Here is a 23658-nt window from a genome sequence, read left to right on the forward strand (position 1 = left end):
AGACAGGTTGGTTTCTTGCAACGCTTAGGAACGAATACCCCCAATGCTACCGACCACGACCCAAGCTGCTCAGGCGGCAAACAATACCGGCTTGCCTGCTTCTGTCACCCTCGTTCGCTCGACAAAGGGCGATCTTAACAAACGTATCGAACTACTGGCTGACGGGACAGTTAAGAAAACGCACCCCCTCCCTATGTCCGAAGGCTGGTCGAGTTGGCACGCGGCCCCTGATGGCGAGGCCCTTGCCGCTCTGATCTCGGATATGCCCAAGGATCATGCACTAATCCTTGGGCAACTGAAAAATACAACGCAATATCAATTCCCCGTACTGTCCAAGCGTAAGGCTCTGTCATTCTTGGGCCCGTCTGTTGTGCGTTCCAAAGAGTTCTTCCACTTCGACAACACCCAAAACTCTTGGGCACTGCTGGACCACGACACGAAGGACATGCCCGCCAGTGTGCAGGCCAACATTGAGCGCGCCGGGGGCTGGCAGCAGGCCGCGTTGCAACTGTGGCCTGACTTGGCGCGCGCCGAGGCAGTAGATACAGCTTCAAGCTCGAGTCACATTACAAAGCCTGACGGTCAGTCCTTGCAAGCGGCTGCCTCGCACAAATACGTGCTGTATTGGCAGCGCAACCTTTCGCAGAAAGATCTACTGGCCGACCTGCTCCTCCGCGGGTGGCTTCACGGCCTCTCCTACTGGGTAGTCGGAGCGGCAGGGCAGCTCCTAGAACGAGGGCTATTTGACGCCGCTGTGGGTTCGCCAGAGCGGCTTTCGTTTGAGGCACCTCCCACACTTTCCGGAGGTCTCACACGGTGTGCGCCTGCGCCTACCGTTACCAGAGGCGAGGCGGTCGGATATGCTGTCCTAGCGCCCAAAGAGCGAGCAAAGGCCCTCAAGACCCGCCGTGTCGCGAAAGACGCCATGCGGGCGGAAGCGGCGCGGGTAAAGGCAGCGTGGGTGGAGGACCGGGCGCGTGAACTTATGGCCGAACGGGGGCTTACCTACGATCAAGCCATGGCCACGGTTCGCGGGCTGTTCCAGCGCAAGGGTCAGCTCTTCGGCGAATACAATATCCAGCTTTCGGACTACACGTGGGTCACGGTCAATGACATCCTAGACGATCCTCACAAGTACCATATGGTTGACGGCCCCGGCATTCTTGACGGGGTGGAATACGGCATGTCGCGTATTCAGATTGTAACGCTAGGCAAGGATGGCGACCCGCTGAGACGGCCTCATGTTATCGACTACGCTCACGGCATCAATGCCCGCTATGAACTGGTGGGGGTGAACAAAACGCCCTCCGTAACACTGAACCGGCCTGCCCGATTCAGCTTTGCCACCAGCGCCACGAACCGCGCCGAAAGCTGGGAAAAACAGAAGGCGAAACTAGATGCTCGCAACCAATATCAGTTCGATCAGCAGATTCACTTGTGGCGTACGAAAGGGTTGCCGTTCCTGGAAGGCCGCAAACGAAAGCCGCGCACTACGGGCGACACCGAAAAAGACACCGAACAACTGGGCCGGTGGCAGGCAACTGAAGACGCTCGCACACCGCCTGTCTGGTGGGATGCAAGCCAGACAGGTGTGGGGAAATCCTATGCTCGCGATAAGTTTGTCCGCTGGATTGTTTCGGACCCGCATAGCGGCTGGAACCGCAAGAAGCACGGCCCGGTGGTGATAGTGCTAGAGCGCCACGAACAGATTGAAAAAGCGCTAGACGTGCTTGACGGGCTGAACGTTGTGGCCACCGTTGGTCGGGCGAAGGTGTGCAAATTCCCGAAGCAGATAGCAGCGCTCAGCGGGCTGGTATCGTCTGTGGAGCGCTCCGCGTGCGACAACTGCCCTCTACGGGAGCATTGCGAATATTACGAACGTCGGGACGCTGCCCAGACAGCCGACGTGGTAATCATGCCCCGCGAGCAGGCGTACTACAAACCTGAGAACATCGTCGGTAAGAAGGTCGCTTTGTGGCTGTTTGACGAAGACCAAATGGATGTTCTGCTAAGCGAAGAACTGCACATTACGCAAGCCGACCTCACAGTTACGCAGCTTCTTGACGCACTCCCGCCGCCCCTCCAGGCGATGGTGCAGCTTCCAAATGTGTCACAGACCTTAGCAGCACTAAGCGCGTCCATCCCATGGCCGTCCCGTGGTGCGGCGATTGCGCCAGTGAAGATTGAGCACGCTGAGGAAGTGCTAGGGTATCTTCAAAAGCCGCAAACAATCAACGTCACAGCAAGCGAAGATGCGGAGGAGTTTGAAAGCCTGCTGGGCGAGGCGGTGACTCGCCATGAGTGGGGCAGCCGGTGGTGTCAGCGAGTAGCTGCACTGCTGCGGGCTGTTATGCAGTCTCAGGGGCAGAACCACCTCATTGGTTGCACCATGAGCACCACAACGTCGCAGGGTATGATTCCCGCCTCTTGCGTCACCGTCAGCACCAGACAGGACATCAGCGGGTTCAACACCTGCCACAAAGCACCCCGCGTCTTGTACAGCGCCACGGCAGACCAGACCCTGAATAAGCTAGGGCTGGATTTCGGCGCGCCCGACCGGGACAACATTTCACTGCCTGCCTATGTCACCATACGGTATATGGACTGCCACACGGGTTCTGCGAACAGCCTTACCGACCACAACGGGCCAACGGCGCTGTCTCTGAAACTGGCGGCGCATTTCAACGATCAGGCAGCGGATGGCCCCGGCCTTTGGGTATCGCAGAAGGCGGTCAAGGAGGCGGTCCTGCCGCATCTCTCTGCGGAGACCCTGACATTGCACTATGGCGCTGTCACCAGCGTCAACGCGGCGGCGGGTGTGCCGTACACTATGATCTGCGGGCGCCCTCTGCCAAACCCTGGCGTTTACGAAGCACAGGTGGAGGTGCTACTCGGGCGCTGCGTCCAACGTCTCCCCGCTGGCGAATATTGGCCGCTAGCTGATGGCTACGTCCGATGCGGCGCATACCACGAACTAAGCACACGGGTTTATACGCACCCTGACCCGCACGTGAACCATTATCTGGGCTACAAACTGCGGACGCATGTTGAGCAGGCAATCGGCAGGCCGCGCGCCATCCGCGCAGAACATCCGATGGTTATCGACGTGTTCGGCAATGTCCCGATCGGTTATCCCGTGGACCAACTCGGCGCGCTAGATGAATTTGCAGCAGGGCCGGAAGAGCTGATCTGCCGCAAAGGTCTGGTGCCGCTCACCGGTGAGGCGGTTAACAAATTGGCACCGCTGCTGTTCCCGGACCTTTACCGCAACGCAGCGCAGGTTCAGAAGGCACGCGAGTATGTGGCGACCCACGCCAAGGCAGAGGCGGATCAGGCCCGCGACCGTGAAAGGGCGGGCTTGAATGCACTGTTACGCCTAAACCCGCCCGTGGGAGGACACCTACCTGCCGATGCTGTGGAATGCCAACTGACACACGCGCAGTTTGGAAAACGTGCCGTCAAGGTCGGTGTTGCCGACATTGAGGCTGCTCAAGCAGTTTTGGCTGGAATTTTGCCGGGTTGCACCCTGAAAAAGTCCCGTAAACGGTACGGAGCAAAATAGCCAAAGCACCCTAAAACCGTATAGGTATCTATGTAGGCAATTGGGGTACTTTGGCTATGCAGGTTTAGCATTTACGCCGCAATGCCGCACACAAGCCAAATGCCTCGTCCACCACGCGGGGAGCAGAACCCGGCACAGTATTACCTCCGGCCTGAGGCACCCAAAACTGCCGAGCACAATTTTACGAGCACAGGGTCGCCATTGGCCGCCGGCACATGTTGGGCCGCGCCACACCCAAGCAAGCCCCTGCTCCCACCACAGCGGCGTGCAGGCACATTTCCGGGCCGTCGCCACCGCACCACTTCCAGGCGGGCAGCAATACCCGCTGCATCACCTGCCATCAACCGCGCGTCAATCATCACCGCCATCAATATGCGAACAAGCGACCTCAACGCTTTTTGATTGCAAAACTCAAACTGGATAAGGGTGTTAAACTAGCGAGCAGGACTTTTCCGAACAAAGCAAAGCACACGAATTTAGCGTAACAGTCACAAATAAATCAAAACATTTTGCTACGCTATCAATGAGGTAGCCTAGAAACATAGTGCCTTAAATGGGCACCAAGGCGCATTACCCTTCAATTCTCCGTCGAGCATCGTGCAGTTGCATTGCCGACACCAAGCGGAAGCAGCCTAGGCGTGTTGCTCTCACCCTTACCACCGGCCTCAGCAGAACATAGCCCAACTACGCTGGAAGCAAATTTGACCGCAAAAAAGTAGCCAAATAGCTTGCTTCTGCGGCGCTACCCCTTGCTTAAGCCCCCTTAGCGGCCCATGCTTACCAAGTGCAAAAAAAGGGGGTAACCATATGAAAAGTAACAGAGCGCAACCACTCAATCCGCCCTGGAGACCCCGCAAGATCAAAGCGCCCCATCATCTAGGGGAGCGTTTTGTCGAGTATGCTGAGCACGTGGAAAGTAATCCACTTTTCGAGAGCAAATTGTTCAGAACTGCAAACGGAACGATGATCGCAAAACTGCGGAAAGATCGACCAATGACAATCGCTGGATTCTGTTTGTTTCTCGGAATCACAACACAGACATGGCGGCACTGGCGAAAGAACAGGAAAGATCTAGTCGAGACAATGGAGCTCATTGAAAATGCTGTGTTTGCGCACAAGTTCGAGCGATGTGCTGCAGGCATTTTCAAAGCCAATATCATTAGCCGGGAATTAGGCCTTATGCGAAAGGCTTGAGCTAATAATCCTTTGCTCCACTTGTCCGAAACGATCTGTCCGCTTTCATCAATTGACCTATATGATGAATGACTACGCGACCCGCTGCAAGAGACTGGGAATAAACGGTTCCTGAAAGAAATCGGAAGCTAAGTCACCCTGCTTACCAGTAGGCCAATTCACTGTTGCAGCAACCATAGCAACTTCGCATCGAGATCCAGTACAGGTTATAGAGATTGATTTCCAAAGCCTAACCTGCTTTCGAAAAGTCGTGCTCATAGGCATCCCTCGCCAAGAAACGACTGTAAGCCGAAAGCAGCGATGTAGCTAATGGGTCCCGGATTCGCCCGCAACGACGGATAGAATAAGTGAATGAACCGTCATCGTAAGAGCCGTATTGAGAAAACGACTTTTTTGGCGCCGCCCGAGGAATGACTGCGTTGGCCAATAGTTTGGCAACTTGGTCTTTGTGAACCCTCCGAGCGTCTTCAATCTGCTTGGAAAACTTTCCAAAGTGCTTTCTCAACACGTCATCCCGATTCTCCCAAGCCCTACTCGGAAGGTTGAGGTTCGAGTCAGGAGAGGCTGCAAGATGGCAACGCCCGTCTTTGTTGAAAACTGCTAGGTCGAGAACCTGCAAGTTCGCTGGTGTTGCATCTGCGAAAGGAACGACAGCAGACTGAGCGCCACCATGATCGTAGTGCTCCAAAAAAAATCGTAACCCGTCCTTAGCACCCGCCTCCTTTCCAAGAGGCCTGCTCTTAACAGGTGCCAGAACCGCAACTTTGAAGTTTTCTTCGCGTACACGCTTGCCATCGCTCCGAACCATGAGATCGCAAGGCTGTGCAATGAGCACCCATAGTTTCGTTTCCCTACCCTCGCCGATCTCGAACAGGTCGCCGTTTCGGAGGGGGTCGTTGTAGTTGTTTACGAGCTGTTCGCTTTCGTAGAGTTCCTCACGGCGAAGCTGAAATAGACGTTCTTGCGAAGTCGAGGACATATCACGGCCGACATCGGCGATTTCTTTTACCGTGCGCGCAGCAGAGGTAAATTCGCCGACCCTCTTCTCTTGAAGTATCTGTGATTTTACCTGGTCTTTCTGAATAATCCCGTACAGGCGTATCAGCGTTTCCAACTCCGAGACACCCTCCATCTCAGAAGACTTCACCACCATGTGCTCAAAGTCGATCGGATCTAGACCAGCAAATTGCTCTAACGCATCATTCAAGGCCTCCTTGAAAGCGGCCTGAGCCAGTTTTTTCATTGTCTGGCTGTAGGTAGTGATAAGGGTACGATATACAGCTCCGTAGAAAGTAGTCTCTTCGTCTAAGGCAGTTTTGGCGATCGGCATAAAGTACTGGAGATCAAGTCTCTCTGATTTCTCCAATTCCAGCCAAGCTTCGACTTCGCTTCCCAGCGAAACGGTATGTGTTAACATTCCGCAGAACCAGCGTGTTCCAAAACCGGCTTTTTCTTTCTTAATCAAGTCACGAATGATATCGGAGCCCTTGGAGAATCCCAAAGTTGCCTGATCAGCCTCTAGTTCCTGGTCGAAAAAGAATAAAGTACGTCGCTCTTCTGTGCACTCTTTGATTAATGCATCCCTTTGTTCGAACCATTCGTGTGGTGTTAGCAAATGAATGACAGCCTTCTTAGGCACCAGGTCCTGTAGACGTACTAGAGCCTCACGCTCGTGGACTTCCTCGCTGTGAGCCGATAGCACCTTGCCTAGTTCCAAAAGCTCTTCGCGTTCGAGCTCCCGCAGCTTGAAGTCCAGCTGCTCCATAAGTGCGTCGTTCTCAATGGACAGCTCAATACCTTGGAAGAATTCTGCTAAGGACTCCTTAGAAGCATCGTTCTCTATCAAAACTGTATATACAGTTCCAGCATCAATTTGCGGCTCGGCCTTGTCGTCAACAAAGACGACTTTAACAATATTCAATTTTTCAAAGAGTTGGGCAAGCTTACCGTCGAAGCTATCCACAGGATGCCTATCTTCCTCTTTAGTTTCTGCTTCAATATCAGGCTTAGCCGGGAGAGAAGCAGCGGCCAAATTATCTTCAATCGATGCATCTGCGGCAATCGAATTATCAGGCATTGTTGTCTTATCCATCCACGATCCCCGAAAGATCCAGTTCAAAAATGTACCTACGGTTGTGTTCATTGCGTACATTAAGAAGCGAAATAGTGCCACCCATTGACTCCAGAATTTGAGCGCAGATAAATAGACCCAATCCTCGCCCTTCCCCTTTCGGCTTAAGTGTGATGAAGGGTTCGAAAAGCGCGTCTTCAACAGCGGGATCAATTCCACCTGCATTATCCCAAATTTGCAACCTTGGTGGCTTGTAGCTGATATTCAGTCTAGGGGAAAAATTTGGATTATTGGCTTGCGCTTCCTTGAGCCAATACTCAGCATTCAATACGATGTTGTCGACTACCTGCGTCAATCTCCCGCGATTAGTTTTTACAGAGAAATCAGCGCTATCAAGTGCAATATCGGTTTGAATGCCGGTTTCAGCCCATCGGTCTTCAAAGTGCGACCGAATATCCTCTATGAGCCTAGAAACTGGAAATGTCTCGATCTTGTCGCGCTGGTACCGCAGCGAAGGAGATAGGTGACCAATCTGCCGACGCAGAGCCGCCGCCGCCGTAGTGACTTCCTGTCCTAGGACTAGGAGATCCACATTCGGGGGGGTTGTTTTTTTGGCGCGCGCCACAGCCTTTGAAGCCTTTTGCATCAAGCGATCGGTTTGGTTTTGAACTTCATGTGAAAGTGCCTCAGCCAGCAGCCCCAATCCAGCAAGTTCCGAAAAATCCTGTAGTTGGTCGGACAAAACGTCCAATCGCGGCGAAAGCACGGTAACAATATCCGCGAGATCCTTGGCCTCTGCTGCGTATTTAGTAAGGTCAGAAAATAGTGCCTGAGATTCTTCAAGTGCTTGTTGCGCGTCGGTGAGCAGCTCCGCCATTTCCCGTTCTGCGGAACTTGTCAGTAGGGGTGTTTTCTGGATGCGGCTAGTCACGGTTGCAATCTTCTGCCGGGCGACAGCTGTGTTGGCGTCAAGCGACTTGGCAGTATTGCTGTAACTCGCCAAACGACTTGCTACATTCTCGGCATCGGCAATCGCCTTGCGCCCGCCTTTGAAGGGCTTAGAGTTCTCCGGTCGGTTTGCTTTAAACGTATTAAAATTTCGCCTGGTCCATTCATAGAAGCTACCGATCATTTCAGTCGCGTGGGTTACTAGGCGTCGGAAGTTCTGAGAATACGGATTGGAAACAAAACCTTCCCTGTCCGTCTTCTCCTTTAGGTTGCCATTTTCCGCCTCACTAATCGACACGAACCCAATTACATTCTGGGGGCGCAATCCGTACCAGGAACTTCCGCTCGTTTGCTGAGCGCTTAGGCGAAGCCAATCTTCGCCATTTAAACCATAAGGTTTTATTGCGAAGCCGTCGCGGAATACTTTTATACCCGCATGTAGCTTTACAATCTCTCTGACCTCGTTTGTGTTTGCAAGCCCGCCAAGCTTGGCTCCAATCTCATCACCGCGCAGCATAAATTCATCGATTTCAGCGTGAAAAGGACCAGGATTGGCATTAACCAGCGGAGCGTCTGGTTCGTTAGATGGCTCTTTTTCTGCGCCACCGAGCGCTGACAGTGGAACACGATAGTCAAACTCAATGAAGAAGTTCGGGTCATCACTAAGTTTAAAGTTAACCGGTGCCTTCTTGCTCTTTAAGTAATCAAAGAATGAGCGCCCATTATCTCTTGCTAGCAAATTCTCGTAGGAATCATGATCCTGGTTTCCGCGGAGCTTCATGAGCCGGAATTTTCCGGTCATCGCTAGCGCTCCGTCAGCGAAATCAATGTTGAACTTGGCCACCGCCGCGCCACGGACCTTCGAAGAAACCTGCCCCAAGTCAATCGGGCGCCCATTAATGCGTAGCGTCACCAAGAAAGGGCGAGCTTCAGCAAAGGGGGAAATGACCTGCGAAAGATCAGCGATTAGCTTTTCGACCGCTCTCCCGCCCCAAACCTCGGCATTTCGCAACCCAGAGACAACTAGCTTTGTACCTTTATTTCGTGTAGATGTTTTCGCTGTGTCAATTGATACCGGCACTTCGCTTAAGCTTTTGTCATCGGTAAACGCGTCCCAAGCAAATGCGACGTGCAACGTATCATCTTGTCCGTCCTTGCGCGTATAAAGCTCCAGGTTTTGACCCAGTTTCTGGGTGCTTAGACGCCCCAAGCCTTTATCACCCAAAGGCGTTCGCCCCTTAGGTGTCTTGCGCCCGGAAGCCTTCATGATCCGCTTTCCTGATAGCGAAATCATTAACCAACCACGTTCGATATCGGCGCGGTTCATTCCCATGCCGTCATCTTCAATTGCAACGTAGCCGACGGCCTCGGAAAACTTACTCCCCTCACCGGGCGGCGCGTCAGTCGTGTTTACAACAACGTGTGCGTAAGTCGCGTCGGCATCGTAACAATTCTTAACGAGTTCAACAATCGCCGTGACTTCGTCTGACACCAGTTCGTCACCCAATTGACGGACGACAGCCGCGCTGATGTCGAAATGCGGATTGGCCATACGGGTTAAACCTCAGCCTTGCGGATCAAGAGAATTTTCTCTTCCCGCATAGTCGTCGAACTGGCGTTCCTATCAGGCATACGCTTGTGATGAATTCGCCGTGTCAATGTTGTGACCACCTTGCAATTTAGACCTTCAGCAAGTTCGCCGAGGACGAGATCAGTTGGAACTTGCTGTCCGGCAATGCTACGATTTCCGACAGTCCAAATCATGTAACTATCGAGCTTCATCACATCTAGGATGCTTTCCAAGCTTGCTCCTACATCTTTATAGAAGCGGACCAGCCTGGCACGCCCATCCGTTGGCTTCGCTGGCAATCTATCAGCAAAACGTGCCAAGCGAGGTGAAGCTTCAAACAACTTTTCTTCTGTCCATACGTTGTCGCTGGTGGCGCCTCCGAGGCTACGCCGATCGATTTCTTGGGTCGTACGAAGGGTCGCTTCGTCCGCAGCCGGATCAATATCTTTAAAGTCGATCCAGTGCAGTGGAAGGTAGGAATGCTGCCCATAGGTGACTGTAGTCAGATTGTCTCCATATGGGGGGGAGGTCATTAGCAGATCGAATGGCGCAACATCCGCCCAGTGATCCTTTGCACTGCGCGTATCACCTACACGTACAACAGTATCTGCGACGTACTTACCATCTTTAAGTCTACCGGCGTCATCGAGACGTTGCCTGAAGGAAGAGAAGCTTGCAGAGTTCTCACGCGCCAGGTCGCGGAAAACTGCGATTGGTGACAACTTTCGTTTTGCGATTTCCGACAACGGGCGAGCATGAAGTTTATAGGTCGAAGTTCGATCGTTGCTGGTCAGCCGGACAGTTTCGGCCAGTGTAACCCAAAGGAATTGCCGAACCCAAAGATCTTTACATTTGCGAATTGCGCGGCGCAAACGGGACAGTTCCAAAAACACCCCCTCCTGGAACCACTTCTCTAAGTTGGCCATGGAAGTTTCAATAGTGTTCCTCGGATCAGCAGCAGCATCGTTTGCTACTTGCTCAGCAAAGACGCCTACTTCTGGCTCAATTATTCGGGCAGTTCGAACCCGTCCGATCAAAATCGCCAAGGGGTTTATGTCATTCCCGTAGGTCTGCAAGCCATAGTGCATCCCGCTAACCAGCGAGGTACCAGACCCCATAAAAGGGTCATAAACTGATTGGATATCTGGCCGAGCCTCCAACACTGCACCAAGCAACCGGCGCTGGACAAGCGGAACCATCATCGCAGGGTATTGGAAGATGCTATGGGCGCTGTCGGACCTATCTCGATCCTTAGATGACCAAAAGTCGGGGTCTACCCCTCTGGAATCTAGCAACTTAATGAGCTGCGCATCAACATTCTGCGGTGATTTCATCTTAAGCGGATCAGGATCGGTGCGCGCTACAAGAGGCATTTAGCGCTCATCCTCCGCTAGAGCTAAATCTTCACAGTTCATGTGATGCGAGCGACATGCTAAATCAGAAGCCTTGCTCGTAACCACCATATCTTGTGGTGTAGCTGTATCGTTATTCCATAGGTTCGTAAAGGCGTATTCTCCTCTCTGATTGCGGCACATTCCGCAAGCCACAGGTCCGCTTCGAATTGTCAGCCGTTCTCACCACCAGGTGGCATGGCACGCAAAATCAACGAACCATACCGCTGAATCCCCCCCTAAAAAGCCAGGCGCTGCCCCCCCCAAGCGGTTTGCGTGAAAATAGCGTAAGAAGCCCAGATGGGCTGGGGGTAAGGATTTGATTTTGAGTGATTTTTTTAGTGCAAATGGTGCCCCCACACGGACTCGAACCGCGGACCTACTGATTACAAATCAGTTGCTCTACCAGCTGAGCTATAGGGGCACTTAGCTGTGAAACCGCGCTTAACATCCTTCGCGGGTCCCTCGCAAGAGGTCTTTTCAGCAAAAGAACAGGCTTGCGGGCAAGCAGGGTCTCAGCGCGCTTGGCGGGTGCTGAAGGGCCCCGGTCCAAGGGGGCTTTTTGCAGCCGTGCCGGTATGGCCGGACAGCGGCTGCACAGCACCCGGCGGACAGGCCGCAAGGCCGGTTCAGGCTTACTGCAAGGGCTGGCCATTGCGCCCGAAGGTCAGGGTTTCGCGGCTCAGGTCGTCGTATGTCACCTCAACGGCAACATGCTGGATCGAGCCCGGCGGATAGCTGCGGTACGGCATCCCGTCCTCAGCCTTGATCATGTTCGGCAAGCCTTCGTCCAGATGGCACTCCGGCAGCGGCCAGAGTTCCGGCGCGGCGCCGTTTACCCCCAGCCTGACCTGCGCCAGGCCGCAGCGCCAGGACCACAGGTGGGTGACATACAGCAGGTCCTGGCCGCCGAACTCGCGCACGTGGATCCAGCTGGCCCGGGTTGCCGCCAGAATCGGCTTCACCTCGGCTGCGGTGGTGAACCGGCCGGCGGCCTCCTGCGGCTCCGCTGCCAGCACGGGGGCGGCCGGGGCAGGCGCAGACAGCGCCGCAGCCTCGGGCGCTGCGCCGCCCTGGCCCGGCTGTGCCGATGCGGCGATGATCGTCAGGATCACGTCAATCATGTTCTCGCTCCATTTGAGGGCCCGCGCGCTGACACAGGGGCGCCCGAAATTCCCAACGGCCTGTTGCACGGCATCCTGCCGCCTTGTAGCTACCTTAGCAGGCAGGTCTGCCTGCGGCCTTAACAGGCAGTCCTAACCGCCCGGCAGAGACGGAAAACGGGGAAAACAATGGCAAATGCCCCCTTCAGCGTGATGATCATCGGCCAGGCGGGCCGGCTGCAGTATGAGGCCGTGCTGTTTGCCGCCTCGCTGCGCCGCTGCTCCCCCGGATTTTCCGGCCGCCTGTTTGTGGCGGTGCCGCAGCCGGGGCCCCTGTGGGACAAGGATCCCAGCATCCGCAATCCGGAGGTGCTGCAGGCGCTGGCGGAACTGGATGCGGAAATCCTGCCGTTTGAGAACCAGGTGTTCGGCGCCGCATACCCCTATGGCAACAAGATCGAGGCGCTGCAGGCCCTGCCTGAGGGGGAGCCGTTTGTCTTTTTCGACACCGACACACTGATCACCGGCGAGCTGGCGGAGGTGCCGTTTGATTTCTCCCGGCCCTCGGCGTCCCTGCGGGTCGAGGGGACCTGGCCCGAGCCGACGCTGTACGGGCCGGGCTATACCGGCATCTGGCAGTCGCTTTACACCCGTTTCGGCCTGGATTTCCCGTCCAGCCTCGACCTCAGCCAGCCGGATGAATACTGGAAGCGCTACCTTTATTTCAACGCGGGCTTTTTCTACGGCGCCTGTCCGCGGGCCTTTGGCGCGCGGTTCCTGGCCTATGCGCAGTCGGTCCGGGACGATCCGCCAGCCGAACTGACCGGCCAGAGCCTCGACCCCTGGCTCGACCAGATCGTGCTGCCGCTGGTGATCCATTCCTTCGGAGGCGGCCGCGACGCGCTGCCCGCGGGCTATCTGGATGGCGGAACCAGCTGCCACTACCGGCTGTTTCCGCTGCTTTACGCGCGCGAGAGCGACCGGGTGGTGGAGCTGCTGCACGAAATCACCGCGCCGAACCGGATCAAGAAAGTGCTGAAAGCCTATGAGCCGATCAAGCGCATGGTCTATCAGGGCCGCGGCGCGAAGGTGCGGGCGCTGTTTGACCGCGAAAACCTGCCGCGGCGCGAGCAGGCAATCCGCAACCGGATCAAAAAGGAAGGCTTCTGGATGCGCTGAGGCCGGCGTGTCTTTCTGCTCACTGAAATGCGCGCCACATGCCGCGGGCATATGGCAGCAGCCGGTCCGCCGAGGCATTGGGGAGGGGCGCCGGGGAGGTTCCGTCCCGAAACCGGCCCTAAAACCGTCTGCCAGCGGCCCTTTGCGCTTCAGCGGCGCAGCCAGCGGTGCACGTCTTCTTTGCCGTTGCGGCAGGCTGCTAGCAGGCTGCTGCCCTTGGCCAGATGGCAGGCGACGGCCGTGGCCAGGCTGCAGCCCGTGCCGCGTTTGGACACTGCCAGCCGCGGCGCGGCATAGGCGAGGGGCGGGCCATCTGGGGTGAACAGCAGGTCGGTGCTTTCCGCCCCGGTGCCATGGCCGCCTTTGACCAGCACCGCGCGCACCCCCAGCGCCAGCAGCGCAGCGGCCTGCGCCTCAGGGCTGCCCAGCACGCCGGACAAGACCTCCAGCTCCGCCAGGTTCGGCGTCACCAGCGCCGCCCGGCGCAGCAGCACGCCAAAACCGTCTGCCGCCATCAGCGTGCCGCCGGAACTTGCCTTCAGCACCGGGTCCAACACGATGGGCAGTCCCGCAGGCAAAGCCGCGCCCGCCGCCTCTGCCACTGCGGCGGAGCCCAGCATCCCGATCTTCACCGCACCGGGCCGCGGCGGCGTTGCCAGGGCGGCGCGCGCCTGGTCTGCAACACTCAGTGCGGGGCAGGGGTGAACGGCCAGCACGGCCTCATTGGTCTGCACCGTCACGGCTGTCACCACCGGGCGCACGGACACCCCCAGCGCTGCCGCCATCGCCGTATCGCGGCTCAGGCCCGCACCGCCGCTGCTGTCGGTGCCGCCAATCGCCAGGATCCAGGTCATCCGCCGTCCCCAGCGGCCAGCAGCGCCAGGTTGCCGTATCCCGCCTGCTGCAAGTCCTGCGCCGCGCCCCAGGCCCGCAAACCCGTGCGGCAGCACAGCACGATCCGGCCCGCGCGCGGCAGCTCTGCCGCCAGCAGGCCGGCGCGGGCCATCCGGCGGGCCTGCGGCACAGGCAAGCGCGGGGCTTCGGCGGCCTCGCGCAGCTCGATCACCGTATCGTCAGGGCGGATATGAGACGCCGCAATGAACGGCAGGGCATCCTCCGGCTCCGCGGCATCATCAAAGCGGAACGAGCTGACCTGCAGGTCCTGCAGCCGGAAAATAAACAACTGTCCCCGCGGGGACGGCTGGTGGTTGAGCAGCGCCTTCAGGGCAAGCTGCGCCTGCAGCGCGCCGATTAGGCCCACGGCAGGCCCCATCACACCCGCGGTTGCGCAGGTCGCGGACTGCGCGGGCAGATCCGGGAACACCGCGCGCAAGGACGGCCCGCCGCCGCAGAAGCCCCCGGCATACCCCGACTGCCCCAGCGCCGAGGCGGAGATCAGCGTCTTGCCCTGCTGCCGGCACGTGTCCGAGAGGATGTAGGACACCGCAAAACTGTCCGCGGCATCCACCACCAGATCGGCCTCCGCAACCATCGCCGCGGCATTGGCGGCGTCCAGCGGCTGCACAAGGGCCGTCACTTGCAGATCCGGGTTGGCCGCCAGCAGATGCCGCCGCGCGGCCTCCGCCTTGGGGCGGCCGAGATCGGCCATGGAATAAAGCACCTGCCGGTGCAGGTTGCTCTCCTCCACCGCGTCGCCATCCATCACCGTGATGCGCCCGGCGCCCGCGCCGCCCAGATACTGCAGCACCGGGCAGCCGAGGCCCCCGGCGCCCACCACCAGCACATGCGCCTTGGCAAGGCGTTCCTGACCCCCGGCACCGACTTCGGGCAGGATCATCTGGCGCGCATAGCGGCTCATGTGCGGCAGGCCTCCACCCATTCGCGGGTGCGCGCCTCAGGGTCCTCTGCCAGCTGGATATCGGTCACCACCGCCGCACTGTCGGCCCCTGCGGCAAAGACCCCTGGCAGCCGCTCCGGCGTCAGCCCGCCGATCGCAACCAGGGGGGTGTCTCCCGCCATCCGCTTCCAGCGCGCCACTTGCTCCAGCCCCTGCGGCCCCCATTTCATCTTCTTCAGCAGCGTCGGATAGACCGGCCCCAGCGCGACATAGGCCGGCCCGAAGGACAGCGCGCGCTCCAGCTCTGCCTCATCATGGGTCGACAGCCCGAACCGCACACCGCGGCGGCGCAGCGCGGCAAAGTCTGCGGTGTCCATGTCCTCCTGCCCCAGATGCACGAAATTGCAATTCAGCTCCAGCGCCGCCTGCCAGTAGTCATTGACCACCAGCTGCGCGCCGTGCACCGCGCAAAAGTCGCGCGCGCGCGCAATCTGCCGGCGGACTTCCGCCTCGGGCTGATCCTTGATGCGCAGCTGCACCAGCCTCGCCCCCTGCGGCACCAGCAGCTCCAGCCGGCCGACATGGCCGGTGATCAGATAGAACCGTTCCATCATGCAAACTCCGCCAGGCCCAGAACCGGGGTGGAGGGCACCGCCATATCGCGCCGCTCCATCGGATCGGCCTCATACCCAAGGCGTCCGGCCTCAACCGCCAAGGCCATCGCGCGGGCCATCCCGGCAGGGTCGCCTGCCTTGGCCACTGCGGTGTTCAGCAGCACCGCATCCATGCCCAGCTCCATCGCTTGCGCCGCGTCCGAAGGCCGCCCGATCCCGGCATCCACGATCAGCGGCACGTCCGGGAAATGCGCCCGCATCGCCCGCAAGCCATCCGGGGTGCGCAGCCCCTGGCCGGAGCCGATCGGCGCGCCCCAGGGCATCAGCACTTCACAGCCCGCCTCCAGCAGCTTCTCCCCCGCCACCAGATCGTCGGTGGTATAAGGAAAGACCTGGAACCCCTCGGCGCTGAGGATCCGCGCCGCCTCCACCAGTCCGAACACATCCGGCTGCAGCGTGTCGGAATGGCCGATCACCTCCAGCTTGATCCAGGGCGTATCAAACAGCTCCCGCGCCATATGGGCCGTTGTCACCGCCTCCTGCACCGAATGGCAGCCGGCGGTATTGGGCAGGATCCGGCAGCCGGTCTCCCGCAGGCTGTCCCAGAACCCGGCGCCGGAGCCATCGGCGGTTTCGCGGCGCAAGCTGACGGTGATGATTTCCGTGCCGCTGGATTTCACCGCCGCCGCCAGAACCGCGGGCGAAGGATATTGGGCCGTCCCCAGCAGCAGACGCGAGGTGATCTCTGTTCCGTAAACGCGCATCTCACCCTCCCTGCATCGGCGCCAGCACTTCCAGCCGGTCGCCTTCACACAGCTGCACCTCTTCCCGCTGTTCGCGGGCCACAAAGGTGCCGTTCAGCGCGGTCGCAACCGCCGAGCAGGCAAAGCCCAGCTCGTGCAGGACCGCCTGCAGATCGGTTGCCGACACGTCACGCGGTTCGGCGTTCACGATAATCTTCATCTGTCGTCTCCTGGAGCAGGCGGCGGGCCGCGGCTTCTGCCATCGCGGGGGCAAGCAAAAAGCCGTGGCGGTAAAGCCCGTTGAGGTAAAGCGTGCCGTCCTGTTCGGTCAGCCGCGGCAGGTTGTCGGCGAAAGCCGGGCGCAGCCCTGCGCCGGTCTCCGCCACGCTGGCCTCCGCAAAGCCCGGGTGCAGGGCGAAGGCAGCGCTCAGCAGTTCACTGAGCGAACGCAGGGTGATGCCCCGGCCGGAGCTGCTCTCGATCATGGTGCCGCCGATCATGAAAAACCCGTCCCCGCGGGGCACCAGGTAAAGCGGCATCCGCGGATGCAGCAGCCGCAGGGTGCGGGTGATCTCCACCTCCGGGCAATGGAGGACGGCCATCTCGCCGCGCACCGGGCGCAGGCCGGGCAGTGGCGCCGCCATGCCGGTGCAGTCCAGGGTGACACCGGCCGGAGCGGGGGAGCCATAGCGGATCTCCACGCCCATCGCCTGCACCGTGGCGCTCAGATCGCGCAGCGCCCGCCGCGGGTCCAGATGCGCTTCCTGCTCAAAGAACAGCCCTTGCGCAAACCGCCCCGCCAGCGCCGGTTCCAACTCCGCAATCTCCGCCCCGTCCACGCCGCGGTGGCCGGTGGTGCGGCGGGCAAAACGGGTCAGCTCTGCCCGGTCGCGGGCAGGCGCCACCACCAGCGTGCCGCGCCTGTGGACCGGGGTGATCCTGGCCCACCAGCCGGCGGCGCGGCTGCCGAGGGTGATGACGTCCTCCTCGGCGCTTTCGCGTTCGCACCAGGGCGCCAGCATGCCGCCCGCAAAGCGCGCGACGCTGCTGTCTCCGGGCGTTTTCCCCCGTTCATAGACGGTGACCGCCGCCCCGCGCTGCGCCAGCTCAAAGGCGCAGGCGAGGCCGGCCAGGCCCGCACCGGCGATGGTGATCATTCGGCCAGCTCCGCAGCCTCGGCGGCAGGCACATAGAGTTCGCCGCCTTCCCGGAACTTGGCGGCCATGGCCTCCATGCCTTCCTTCTGCGCCTCGGCGCGGATGTCGTGGCTGATCCGCATGGAGCAGAACTTCGGCCCGCACATGGAGCAGAAATGCGCCACCTTGTGCGCCTGTTTCGGCAGGGTCTGGTCGTGGAATTCGCGCGCCGTGTCGGGGTCCAGCGACAGGTTGAACTGATCCTCCCAGCGGAACTCGAACCGGGCACGGCTCAGCGCATCGTCGCGGCGCTGGGCGCCCGGCAGCCCCTTGGCAAGGTCGGCAGCATGGGCCGCGATCTTGTAGGTGATCACCCCGGTTTTCACATCGTCGCGGTCCGGCAGGCCCAGGTGCTCCTTCGGCGTCACGTAGCACAGCATCGCGCAGCCGAACCAGCCGATCATCGCCGCCCCGATGCCGCTGGTGATGTGGTCATAACCCGGCGCGATGTCGGTGGTCAGCGGCCCCAGCGTATAGAACGGCGCCTCGTGGCAGCACTCCAGCTGCTTGTCCATGTTCTCCTTGATCTTGTGCATGGCGACATGGCCCGGCCCCTCGATCATCACCTGGCAATCCTTGGCCCAGGCGATCTTGGTCAGCTCACCCAGGGTTTCCAGCTCGGCAAACTGCGCCTCGTCATTGGCGTCGGCGATGGAGCCGGGGCGCAGCCCGTCGCCCAGCGAGAAGGAGACGTCATACTGGCGGCAGATGTCGCAGATCTCCTCGAAATGTTCATAGAGGAAGCTCTCCTTGTGGTGATGCAGGCACCACTTCGCCATGATCGAGCCGCCGCGCGAGACAATCCCCGTCACCCGGTTCACCGTCATCGGCACCATATGCAGCCGCACACCGGCATGGATGGTGAAATAATCGACGCCCTGTTCCGCCTGCTCAATCAGCGTGTCGCGGAACACTTCCCAGGTCAGGTCCTCGGCGATGCCGTTTACTTTCTCCAGCGCCTGGTAGATCGGCACCGTGCCGATCGGAACGGGCGAGTTGCGCACGATCCATTCGCGGGTGTTGTGGATGTTGCGGCCCGTGGACAGGTCCATCACCGTGTCGGCGCCCCAGCGGATCGCCCAGACCAGCTTGTCGACCTCTTCCTCCATCGAGGAGGTGACGGCAGAGGTGCCCATATTGGCGTTGATCTTCACCTTGAAGTTGCGGCCGATGATCATCGGCTCGATTTCCGGGTGGTTGATGTTGGCCGGGATGATGGCGCGGCCGGCGGCGATCTCCTGGCGTACGAACTCCGGCGTCACGTAATCAGGGATGTTGGCGCCGAAATCATTGCCGTCGCGATTTGCATGGCAGGGCGACAGCTCGCGCAGCTGGTTTTCGCGGATCGCCACGAACTCCATCTCCGGCGTGATTAGCCCTGCACGCGCGTAGGCCAGCTGGGTCGGCGCCTTGCCATCCTTGCCGCGCAGCGGCGCGGGTTTCACCGGGAATTCCGGCGTCAGCCGGTCGCCCTCGACAAAGCCGTTGTCCTCCGGCTTCACGTCGCGGCCCTGATAGCGCTCAACGTCGCCGCGGGCGAGGATCCACTGGTGGCGCAGCGCGGGCAGGCCCTGGCGGATGTCGGTCAGCACGTCCGGGTCGGTATAGGGGCCGGAGCTGTCATAGACCGGCAGCGGCGCCTCGGCCGCGGTGGGGTGGGTGGAGATTTCCCGCATCGGCACGCGGATGTCCTCATGGACCTCGCCGCTGACGTAGATCTTGCGCGACGCGGGCAAGGCACCTGTGGTGATTTTCGGGTTGGGGACGTTCATCTGGTGTTCCTCCGGGCCTTCGGTTCAAAAACACCAATTGAGCCGGGACGGAGGAAAACGGGCAGGGGGGTGTACAGCCGGTGTACGGCCGGTGCACGCATGCTGCCTGTTCGAAACACGGGTTGCCGCAGGGGGCGCCGCACCATGTTTCTTGCTTCCTACGCCAGTATCAACTGGGTCAGGTTCAAAGGGTCGCGCCGCCGGTCCGGGTTGCCCCGCACCATGACGCCTCTCAGTCCCTTGGGCGGGACTCCCCTGCGTGCCTATAGGGCTAGGGGAGGTGCGGGGTTCGCGTCAACCGGAATCTTTGTAGATATTTTTTATCCCTTTGAATCATGGGTTTCGGTGGATTATTGCTGAAAACCCGGGGCAAATCGCTGCAGCGCGGCTTTGGTGCTTGATCGGCGCTTGCAAAATTATCTATAAAAATCCGCAACGCCATCCGCGCATGGCCAACAGGTATAGAGAACAGGAGACAGCATGCTGGACGCTGCACCCATCCGCACCGACTGGACCCGCGAGGAAGCGGAAGCGATTTACAATAAGCCTTTCATGGACTTGCTGTTTCAGGCGCACACCGTGCACCGGCAGTATTTCGACCCCAACCAGGTGCAGAAATCCAAGCTCCTCAGCATCAAGACCGGCGGCTGCGCCGAGGATTGCGCCTATTGCTCGCAGTCGGCGCGCAATGGCGCGCAGCTCTCGGCCTCCAAGCTGATCGAGGTGCAGCGGGTGATTGCCGAGGCCAAGAAAGCCAAGGAAGGCGGCGCGACCCGCTACTGCATGGGAGCCGCCTGGCGCTCGCCCAAGGACCGCGACATGGCCGCGCTTGAGGCGATGGTGCAGGGCGTCAAGGACCTGGGCATGGAAACCTGCATGACGCTGGGCATGCTGGACGAGGAGCAGGTGTTCCGCCTCAAGGACGCAGGCCTCGACTATTACAACCACAACATCGACACCTCGGAGCGCTACTACTCCGAGATCATCACCACCCGCACCTTTGCCGACCGTATCGACACCCTGAACCGGGTGCGCGAGGCGGGTATCAAGGTCTGCTCCGGCGGCATCGTCGGCATGGGGGAGAAGCAGCTGGACCGCATCGACATGATGCTGGCGCTGGCCACGCTCGAGGTGCATCCAGATTCGGTGCCGGTCAACATGCTGATTCCGATTGCCGACACGCCGCTCGCCAATGTCGAGAAACTGGATCCGATCGAATTCGTCCGTTCCGTGGCTCTGGCCCGGATTTTGATGCCGAAATCCCATGTGCGCCTCTCCGCAGGCCGCACCGATATGTCGGACGAGATGCAGGCGATGTGTTTCTTTGCCGGCGCAAACTCGATCTTCGTGGGCGACACGCTGCTGACTGCGGACAACCCCGAAGAGGACAAGGACCAGCAGCTGTTTGACCGTCTGGGCATCACCGCGATGGCGGCAGGCTGCGACGGCAGCCGCTGATGGCGGGCGCCTTCCCCCGGCATGAGAAATCGCTGGAAGCGCTGCGCACGCGCGGGCGCTACCGGCAGCTGATGCCGCGGGACGGGCATGACTTTGCCTCCAACGACTACCTTGGTCTGGCGGGCAGCGACGTGCTGCGCGCCGCCGCCGCCGCTGCGCTGGCGCGCGGTGTGCCGGTCGGGGCCGGCGGTGCGCGCCTGTTGCGCGGCAATGACGCGGAGCATCAACTGCTGGAGGCCGAGGCGGCCGCGTTTTTTGGAACCGAGGCCGCGCTGTTCATGGGCGGCGGCTTCAATGCCAATCAGGCGATCTTCTCAACCCTGCCGCAGCAGGGCGATCTGGTGCTCTATGATGCGCTGATCCACGCCAGCACCCATGACGGGATGCGGCTGGGCCGGGCCGAGACCCGCAGCTTCGCTCATGGCGATGCGGAGGATGCCGCACGGGTGCTGAAGACATGGCGTGCTGAGGGCGGCACAGGGCAGGCCTGGATCGCGGTTGAGGCGGTCTATTCCATGGACGGCGACCTGGCGCCGCTGGACGCGCTGATGGCGCTGGCGGATGCCGAAGGCGCGGTGCTGGTGGTGGATGAGGCGCATTCTTCCGGCGTGTTCGGCGATCTGGGCCGCGGGCTGGCACACGGCATCGCCCACCGCCCCAACGTCCTTTCCTTACACACCTGCGGCAAGGCGCTGGGCGCCTCGGGCGCGCTGATCTGCGGCCAGAAGGTTTTGATCGAGACGCTGATCAACAAGGCGCGCGGGTTCATCTTTGCCACGGCGCCGTCACCCTTGAACGCGGCACTGGTGCGGGCCGCCTTGCAGGAGCTGCAGCAGAACCCGGGCCGCCGCGAACGGGCGTGGCAGGGGATCACCCATGCCCAAGACGAAGCCAAACGCCTGTGCGGGCTGGAGGGTTTCCAGAGCCAAATTCTGCCGGTGGTGATCGGCGACGACAAGCGCACCATGGCGCTGGCCTCAGCCATGCAAGGCCATGGCTATGACATCCGCGGCATCCGCCCGCCGACGGTGCCGCGCGGCACTTCGCGGCTGCGGCTGTCGATCACGTTGAATACAGCGGCAGAGGTCATCACCGCGATGTTCGAAGACCTCGCCCGGGAAATGGAGAGTGCAGCATGAGCGCGCTGATCGTCACCGGAACCGATACCGGCATCGGCAAGACCATCTTCTCCGCCGGTCTGGTGCAGGCGCTGGGCGCGACCTATTGGAAGCCGGTGCAATCCGGGCTGGAGGAGGAGACCGACAGCCAGATCGTCGCCCGCCTGTCCGGCCGCCCGGCGCTGCCGGAGGGATACCTGCTGCAACTGCCCGCCTCGCCGCATCTGTCGGCGGAGGCCGAAGGGGTGGAGATCGACCCGGACGCGCTGCCGTTGCCCGAAGTGGACGGCGTGCTGGTGGCCGAGGGGGCAGGCGGCCTGATGGTGCCTTTGAACCGCAAGGTGCTGTATCTCGACCTGTTTGCCCGCTGGGGCGCGCCGGTGATCCTGTGTGCACGCACGCAGCTGGGGACGATCAACCACACGCTGCTGTCTCTGAATGCCTTGCGCGATGCAGGCTGCACGGTTGTCGGCGTGGCCTTCATCGGAGATCCGGAACCTGCGGTGGAGGAAACCATCTGCCAGTTCGGCCAGGTGGCGCATCTGGGAAGGCTGCCGGTGCTGGACGCGCTGACCTCTGACGCCTTGGCCGTGGCTTTTCAGGCCAGCATCCGGTTGGACCTGATTAGGGAGGCACTGTCATGAGCGCCGCAGGCCTCACCCAGCTCGAATTCGACCAGCAGCACCTCTGGCACCCTTACACCAACGTGGCCAAGCCCGGGCCGACATTTGTGGTCAAGGAAGCCGAGGGCGTGCATATCACACTGGACGACGGAACCCGGCTGATCGACGCCATGTCATCCTGGTGGTGCATGATGCACGGCCACAGGAACCCGGCAATCACCAAGGCGATTCACGACCAGCTCGACACCCTGCCGCATGTGATGTTCGGCGGGCTGACCCATGATCCGGCCATCGACCTCGGCCGCAAGCTCTTGGAGATCACGCCGGACAGCCTCACTCGCATCTTTTATTGCGACAGCGGCTCGGTCTCGGTTGAAGTGGCGATGAAGATGGCGGTGCAGTATCAGCACGCCATCGGCCAGCCAGAGCGCAAGGAGTTCGCCACCATCCGCTCCGGCTATCACGGCGATACCTGGAAGGCGATGAGCGTCTGCGACCCGGACACCGGGATGCACCACCTGTTCCAGGGCGCGCTGAGCGTGCAGCATTTCGTCTCCCGCCCGCCGATCCGCATTCATGAGGACTGGAACGACAATCCGGCGCAGAACGGCCTGGGTGAGCTGCGCGCGGCCTTGGAGGCCAACGCGCAGAAGATCGCTGCCTTAATCCTGGAACCCGTGGTGCAGGGCACTGGCGGCATGTATTTCTACCACCCGGAGTATCTCAATCAGGCGCGCGCCCTTTGCGATGAGCTGGGCATCCTGCTGATCTTCGACGAGATCGCCACCGGGTTCGGCCGCACCGGAGAGCTGTTTGCCACCAATTTTTGCACGGTTGAGCCGGACATCATCTGCCTCGGCAAGGGGCTGACCGGCGGCCATATCTCATTTGCCTGCACCATGACCAATGACCGCGTGGCCCAAGGCATCGGCGGCGGCAATCCGGGGCTGTTCATGCATGGGCCGACTTACATGGGCAACCCGCTGGCCTGCGCCGCGGCCAAGGCCTCGCTGGACCTGCTGACGGGGCAGGACTGGCGCGGCACCGTGGCGGCCATCGGTGAGCAGATGCAGGCCGAACTGGCCCCGGCCCGCGATCTGCCCAATGTGGCGGACGTGCGGGTGCTGGGCGCCATCGGGGTGATCGAGATGAAACACCGCGTCTCGGCGGATGAGGCCCACGCCCGCGCGCACGAGATGGGCGTGTTCCTGCGCCCCTTCGGCACCAATATCTACACCATGCCGCCCTTCATCACCTCGCCGGATCAGCTCAGCGAAATCACCGCGGGCATGCTGCGGCTGGCGCGGGAGCTGTAGGC

General features: G+C 60.3%; 18 protein-coding genes, 1 tRNA gene and 1 riboswitch. Of the genes, 7 read left to right on the forward strand and 12 right to left on the reverse strand.

Annotated features, from left to right (window positions below; all coding sequences use genetic code 11):
* Positions 1-43 precede the first annotated feature (43 nt).
* Positions 44-3562 (forward strand): ATP-dependent DNA helicase, encoded by a 3519-nt coding sequence (locus tag R2C4_RS05480; RefSeq protein ID WP_141889882.1) that lies wholly within the window; start codon positions 44-46, stop codon positions 3560-3562.
* Positions 3563-4369: 807 nt separating this feature from the next.
* A complete protein-coding gene (locus tag R2C4_RS21545) occupies positions 4370-4756 on the forward strand; it encodes a terminase small subunit (protein WP_141889883.1) in 387 nt (128 codons plus the stop codon).
* Between the two features lie 229 nt (positions 4757-4985).
* Here the strand turns inward: R2C4_RS21545 and R2C4_RS05490 are convergent, their stop codons facing one another.
* The 5 genes from R2C4_RS05490 to R2C4_RS05510 all read right to left on the reverse strand — a co-directional run bounded on the left by R2C4_RS05490 (position 4986) and on the right by R2C4_RS05510 (position 11860).
* Positions 4986-6848, reverse strand: coding sequence for a hypothetical protein (locus tag R2C4_RS05490; RefSeq protein WP_141889884.1), 1863 nt, complete (start codon positions 6846-6848; stop codon positions 4986-4988).
* Positions 6841-9327 (reverse strand): sensor histidine kinase, encoded by a 2487-nt coding sequence (locus R2C4_RS05495; protein ID WP_141889885.1) that lies wholly within the window; start codon positions 9325-9327, stop codon positions 6841-6843. The genes R2C4_RS05490 and R2C4_RS05495 overlap by 8 nt, the downstream gene beginning before the upstream one ends.
* A gap of 5 nt (positions 9328-9332) precedes the next feature.
* The gene (locus R2C4_RS05500) at positions 9333-10718 is read right to left on the reverse strand and encodes a hypothetical protein (protein ID WP_141889886.1); all 1386 of its coding nucleotides are present in this window, start codon (positions 10716-10718) and stop codon (positions 9333-9335) included.
* A gap of 366 nt (positions 10719-11084) precedes the next feature.
* Positions 11085-11160, reverse strand: a tRNA-Thr gene (locus tag R2C4_RS05505).
* Between the two features lie 211 nt (positions 11161-11371).
* A complete protein-coding gene (locus R2C4_RS05510; protein ID WP_141889887.1) occupies positions 11372-11860 on the reverse strand; it encodes a hypothetical protein in 489 nt (162 codons plus the stop codon).
* 168 nt (positions 11861-12028) lie between these two features.
* Here R2C4_RS05510 and R2C4_RS05515 point away from each other — a divergent pair, with 168 nt between their 5' ends.
* Positions 12029-13018: a hypothetical protein gene (locus R2C4_RS05515; protein WP_141889888.1), complete on the forward strand. Its 990-nt coding sequence runs from the start codon at positions 12029-12031 to the stop codon at positions 13016-13018.
* A 149-nt stretch (positions 13019-13167) separates the two neighbouring features.
* Here the strand turns inward: R2C4_RS05515 and thiD are convergent, their stop codons facing one another.
* Genes thiD through thiC form a run of 7 tightly spaced genes read right to left on the reverse strand, consistent with a single transcriptional unit; the run spans position 13168 to position 19141 of the window.
* Positions 13168-13872 (reverse strand): bifunctional hydroxymethylpyrimidine kinase/phosphomethylpyrimidine kinase, encoded by a 705-nt coding sequence (gene thiD / locus R2C4_RS05520; protein ID WP_141889889.1) that lies wholly within the window; start codon positions 13870-13872, stop codon positions 13168-13170.
* Complete coding sequence (locus tag R2C4_RS05525; protein WP_141889890.1) at positions 13869-14837, reverse strand: HesA/MoeB/ThiF family protein; 969 nt, start codon at positions 14835-14837, stop codon at positions 13869-13871. The genes thiD and R2C4_RS05525 overlap by 4 nt, the downstream gene beginning before the upstream one ends.
* Positions 14834-15427 (reverse strand): thiamine phosphate synthase, encoded by a 594-nt coding sequence (locus tag R2C4_RS05530; RefSeq protein WP_058284489.1) that lies wholly within the window; start codon positions 15425-15427, stop codon positions 14834-14836. The genes R2C4_RS05525 and R2C4_RS05530 overlap by 4 nt, the downstream gene beginning before the upstream one ends.
* Positions 15427-16194 (reverse strand): thiazole synthase, encoded by a 768-nt coding sequence (locus R2C4_RS05535; RefSeq protein ID WP_141889891.1) that lies wholly within the window; start codon positions 16192-16194, stop codon positions 15427-15429. Before R2C4_RS05535 ends, R2C4_RS05530 begins: the two co-directional genes overlap by 1 nt.
* Before the next feature lies 1 nt (position 16195).
* Positions 16196-16393: a sulfur carrier protein ThiS gene (thiS, locus tag R2C4_RS05540; RefSeq protein ID WP_141889892.1), complete on the reverse strand. Its 198-nt coding sequence runs from the start codon at positions 16391-16393 to the stop codon at positions 16196-16198.
* The gene (locus R2C4_RS05545; RefSeq protein WP_141889893.1) at positions 16362-17330 is read right to left on the reverse strand and encodes an FAD-dependent oxidoreductase; all 969 of its coding nucleotides are present in this window, start codon (positions 17328-17330) and stop codon (positions 16362-16364) included. Before R2C4_RS05545 ends, thiS begins: the two co-directional genes overlap by 32 nt.
* A complete protein-coding gene (gene thiC, locus R2C4_RS05550; protein WP_141889894.1) occupies positions 17327-19141 on the reverse strand; it encodes a phosphomethylpyrimidine synthase ThiC in 1815 nt (604 codons plus the stop codon). Before thiC ends, R2C4_RS05545 begins: the two co-directional genes overlap by 4 nt.
* Positions 19142-19279: 138 nt before the next feature.
* Positions 19280-19408, reverse strand: a riboswitch (TPP riboswitch).
* Between the two features lie 213 nt (positions 19409-19621).
* Here thiC and bioB point away from each other — a divergent pair.
* Genes bioB through bioA form a run of 4 tightly spaced genes read left to right on the forward strand, consistent with a single transcriptional unit; the run spans position 19622 to position 23656 of the window.
* Complete coding sequence (gene bioB / locus R2C4_RS05555) at positions 19622-20599, forward strand: biotin synthase BioB (RefSeq protein ID WP_058284384.1); 978 nt, start codon at positions 19622-19624, stop codon at positions 20597-20599.
* A complete protein-coding gene (locus tag R2C4_RS05560; RefSeq protein WP_141889895.1) occupies positions 20599-21738 on the forward strand; it encodes an 8-amino-7-oxononanoate synthase in 1140 nt (379 codons plus the stop codon). Before bioB ends, R2C4_RS05560 begins: the two co-directional genes overlap by 1 nt.
* A complete protein-coding gene (bioD, locus tag R2C4_RS05565) occupies positions 21735-22361 on the forward strand; it encodes a dethiobiotin synthase (RefSeq protein ID WP_141889896.1) in 627 nt (208 codons plus the stop codon). Before R2C4_RS05560 ends, bioD begins: the two co-directional genes overlap by 4 nt.
* Positions 22358-23656, forward strand: coding sequence for an adenosylmethionine--8-amino-7-oxononanoate transaminase (gene bioA, locus R2C4_RS05570; protein WP_141889897.1), 1299 nt, complete (start codon positions 22358-22360; stop codon positions 23654-23656). Before bioD ends, bioA begins: the two co-directional genes overlap by 4 nt.
* The last annotated feature ends 2 nt before the right edge of the window (positions 23657-23658 follow it).

The sequence above is a fragment of the Leisingera aquaemixtae genome, assembly GCF_006740765.1.
Classification (GTDB): Bacteria; Pseudomonadota; Alphaproteobacteria; order Rhodobacterales; family Rhodobacteraceae; genus Leisingera; species Leisingera aquaemixtae.

Coding starts and splice junctions, on each gene's coding strand:
- R2C4_RS05510 (WP_141889887.1), bottom strand. CDS start 11,860: ATGATTGACGTGATCCTGACGATCATCGCCGCATCGGCACAGCCGGGC.
- bioD (WP_141889896.1), top strand. CDS start 21,735: ATGAGCGCGCTGATCGTCACCGGAACCGATACCGGCATCGGCAAGACC.
- R2C4_RS05480 (WP_141889882.1), top strand. CDS start 44: ATGCTACCGACCACGACCCAAGCTGCTCAGGCGGCAAACAATACCGGC.
- thiD (WP_141889889.1), bottom strand. CDS start 13,872: ATGACCTGGATCCTGGCGATTGGCGGCACCGACAGCAGCGGCGGTGCG.
- R2C4_RS21545 (WP_141889883.1), top strand. CDS start 4,370: ATGAAAAGTAACAGAGCGCAACCACTCAATCCGCCCTGGAGACCCCGC.
- R2C4_RS05515 (WP_141889888.1), top strand. CDS start 12,029: ATGGCAAATGCCCCCTTCAGCGTGATGATCATCGGCCAGGCGGGCCGG.
- R2C4_RS05495 (WP_141889885.1), bottom strand. CDS start 9,327: ATGGCCAATCCGCATTTCGACATCAGCGCGGCTGTCGTCCGTCAATTG.
- bioB (WP_058284384.1), top strand. CDS start 19,622: ATGCTGGACGCTGCACCCATCCGCACCGACTGGACCCGCGAGGAAGCG.
- R2C4_RS05525 (WP_141889890.1), bottom strand. CDS start 14,837: ATGAGCCGCTATGCGCGCCAGATGATCCTGCCCGAAGTCGGTGCCGGG.
- bioA (WP_141889897.1), top strand. CDS start 22,358: ATGAGCGCCGCAGGCCTCACCCAGCTCGAATTCGACCAGCAGCACCTC.
- thiC (WP_141889894.1), bottom strand. CDS start 19,141: ATGAACGTCCCCAACCCGAAAATCACCACAGGTGCCTTGCCCGCGTCG.
- R2C4_RS05560 (WP_141889895.1), top strand. CDS start 20,599: ATGGCGGGCGCCTTCCCCCGGCATGAGAAATCGCTGGAAGCGCTGCGC.
- R2C4_RS05490 (WP_141889884.1), bottom strand. CDS start 6,848: ATGGATAAGACAACAATGCCTGATAATTCGATTGCCGCAGATGCATCG.
- R2C4_RS05500 (WP_141889886.1), bottom strand. CDS start 10,718: ATGCCTCTTGTAGCGCGCACCGATCCTGATCCGCTTAAGATGAAATCA.
- R2C4_RS05535 (WP_141889891.1), bottom strand. CDS start 16,194: ATGCGCGTTTACGGAACAGAGATCACCTCGCGTCTGCTGCTGGGGACG.
- thiS (WP_141889892.1), bottom strand. CDS start 16,393: ATGAAGATTATCGTGAACGCCGAACCGCGTGACGTGTCGGCAACCGAT.
- R2C4_RS05530 (WP_058284489.1), bottom strand. CDS start 15,427: ATGGAACGGTTCTATCTGATCACCGGCCATGTCGGCCGGCTGGAGCTG.
- R2C4_RS05545 (WP_141889893.1), bottom strand. CDS start 17,330: ATGATCACCATCGCCGGTGCGGGCCTGGCCGGCCTCGCCTGCGCCTTT.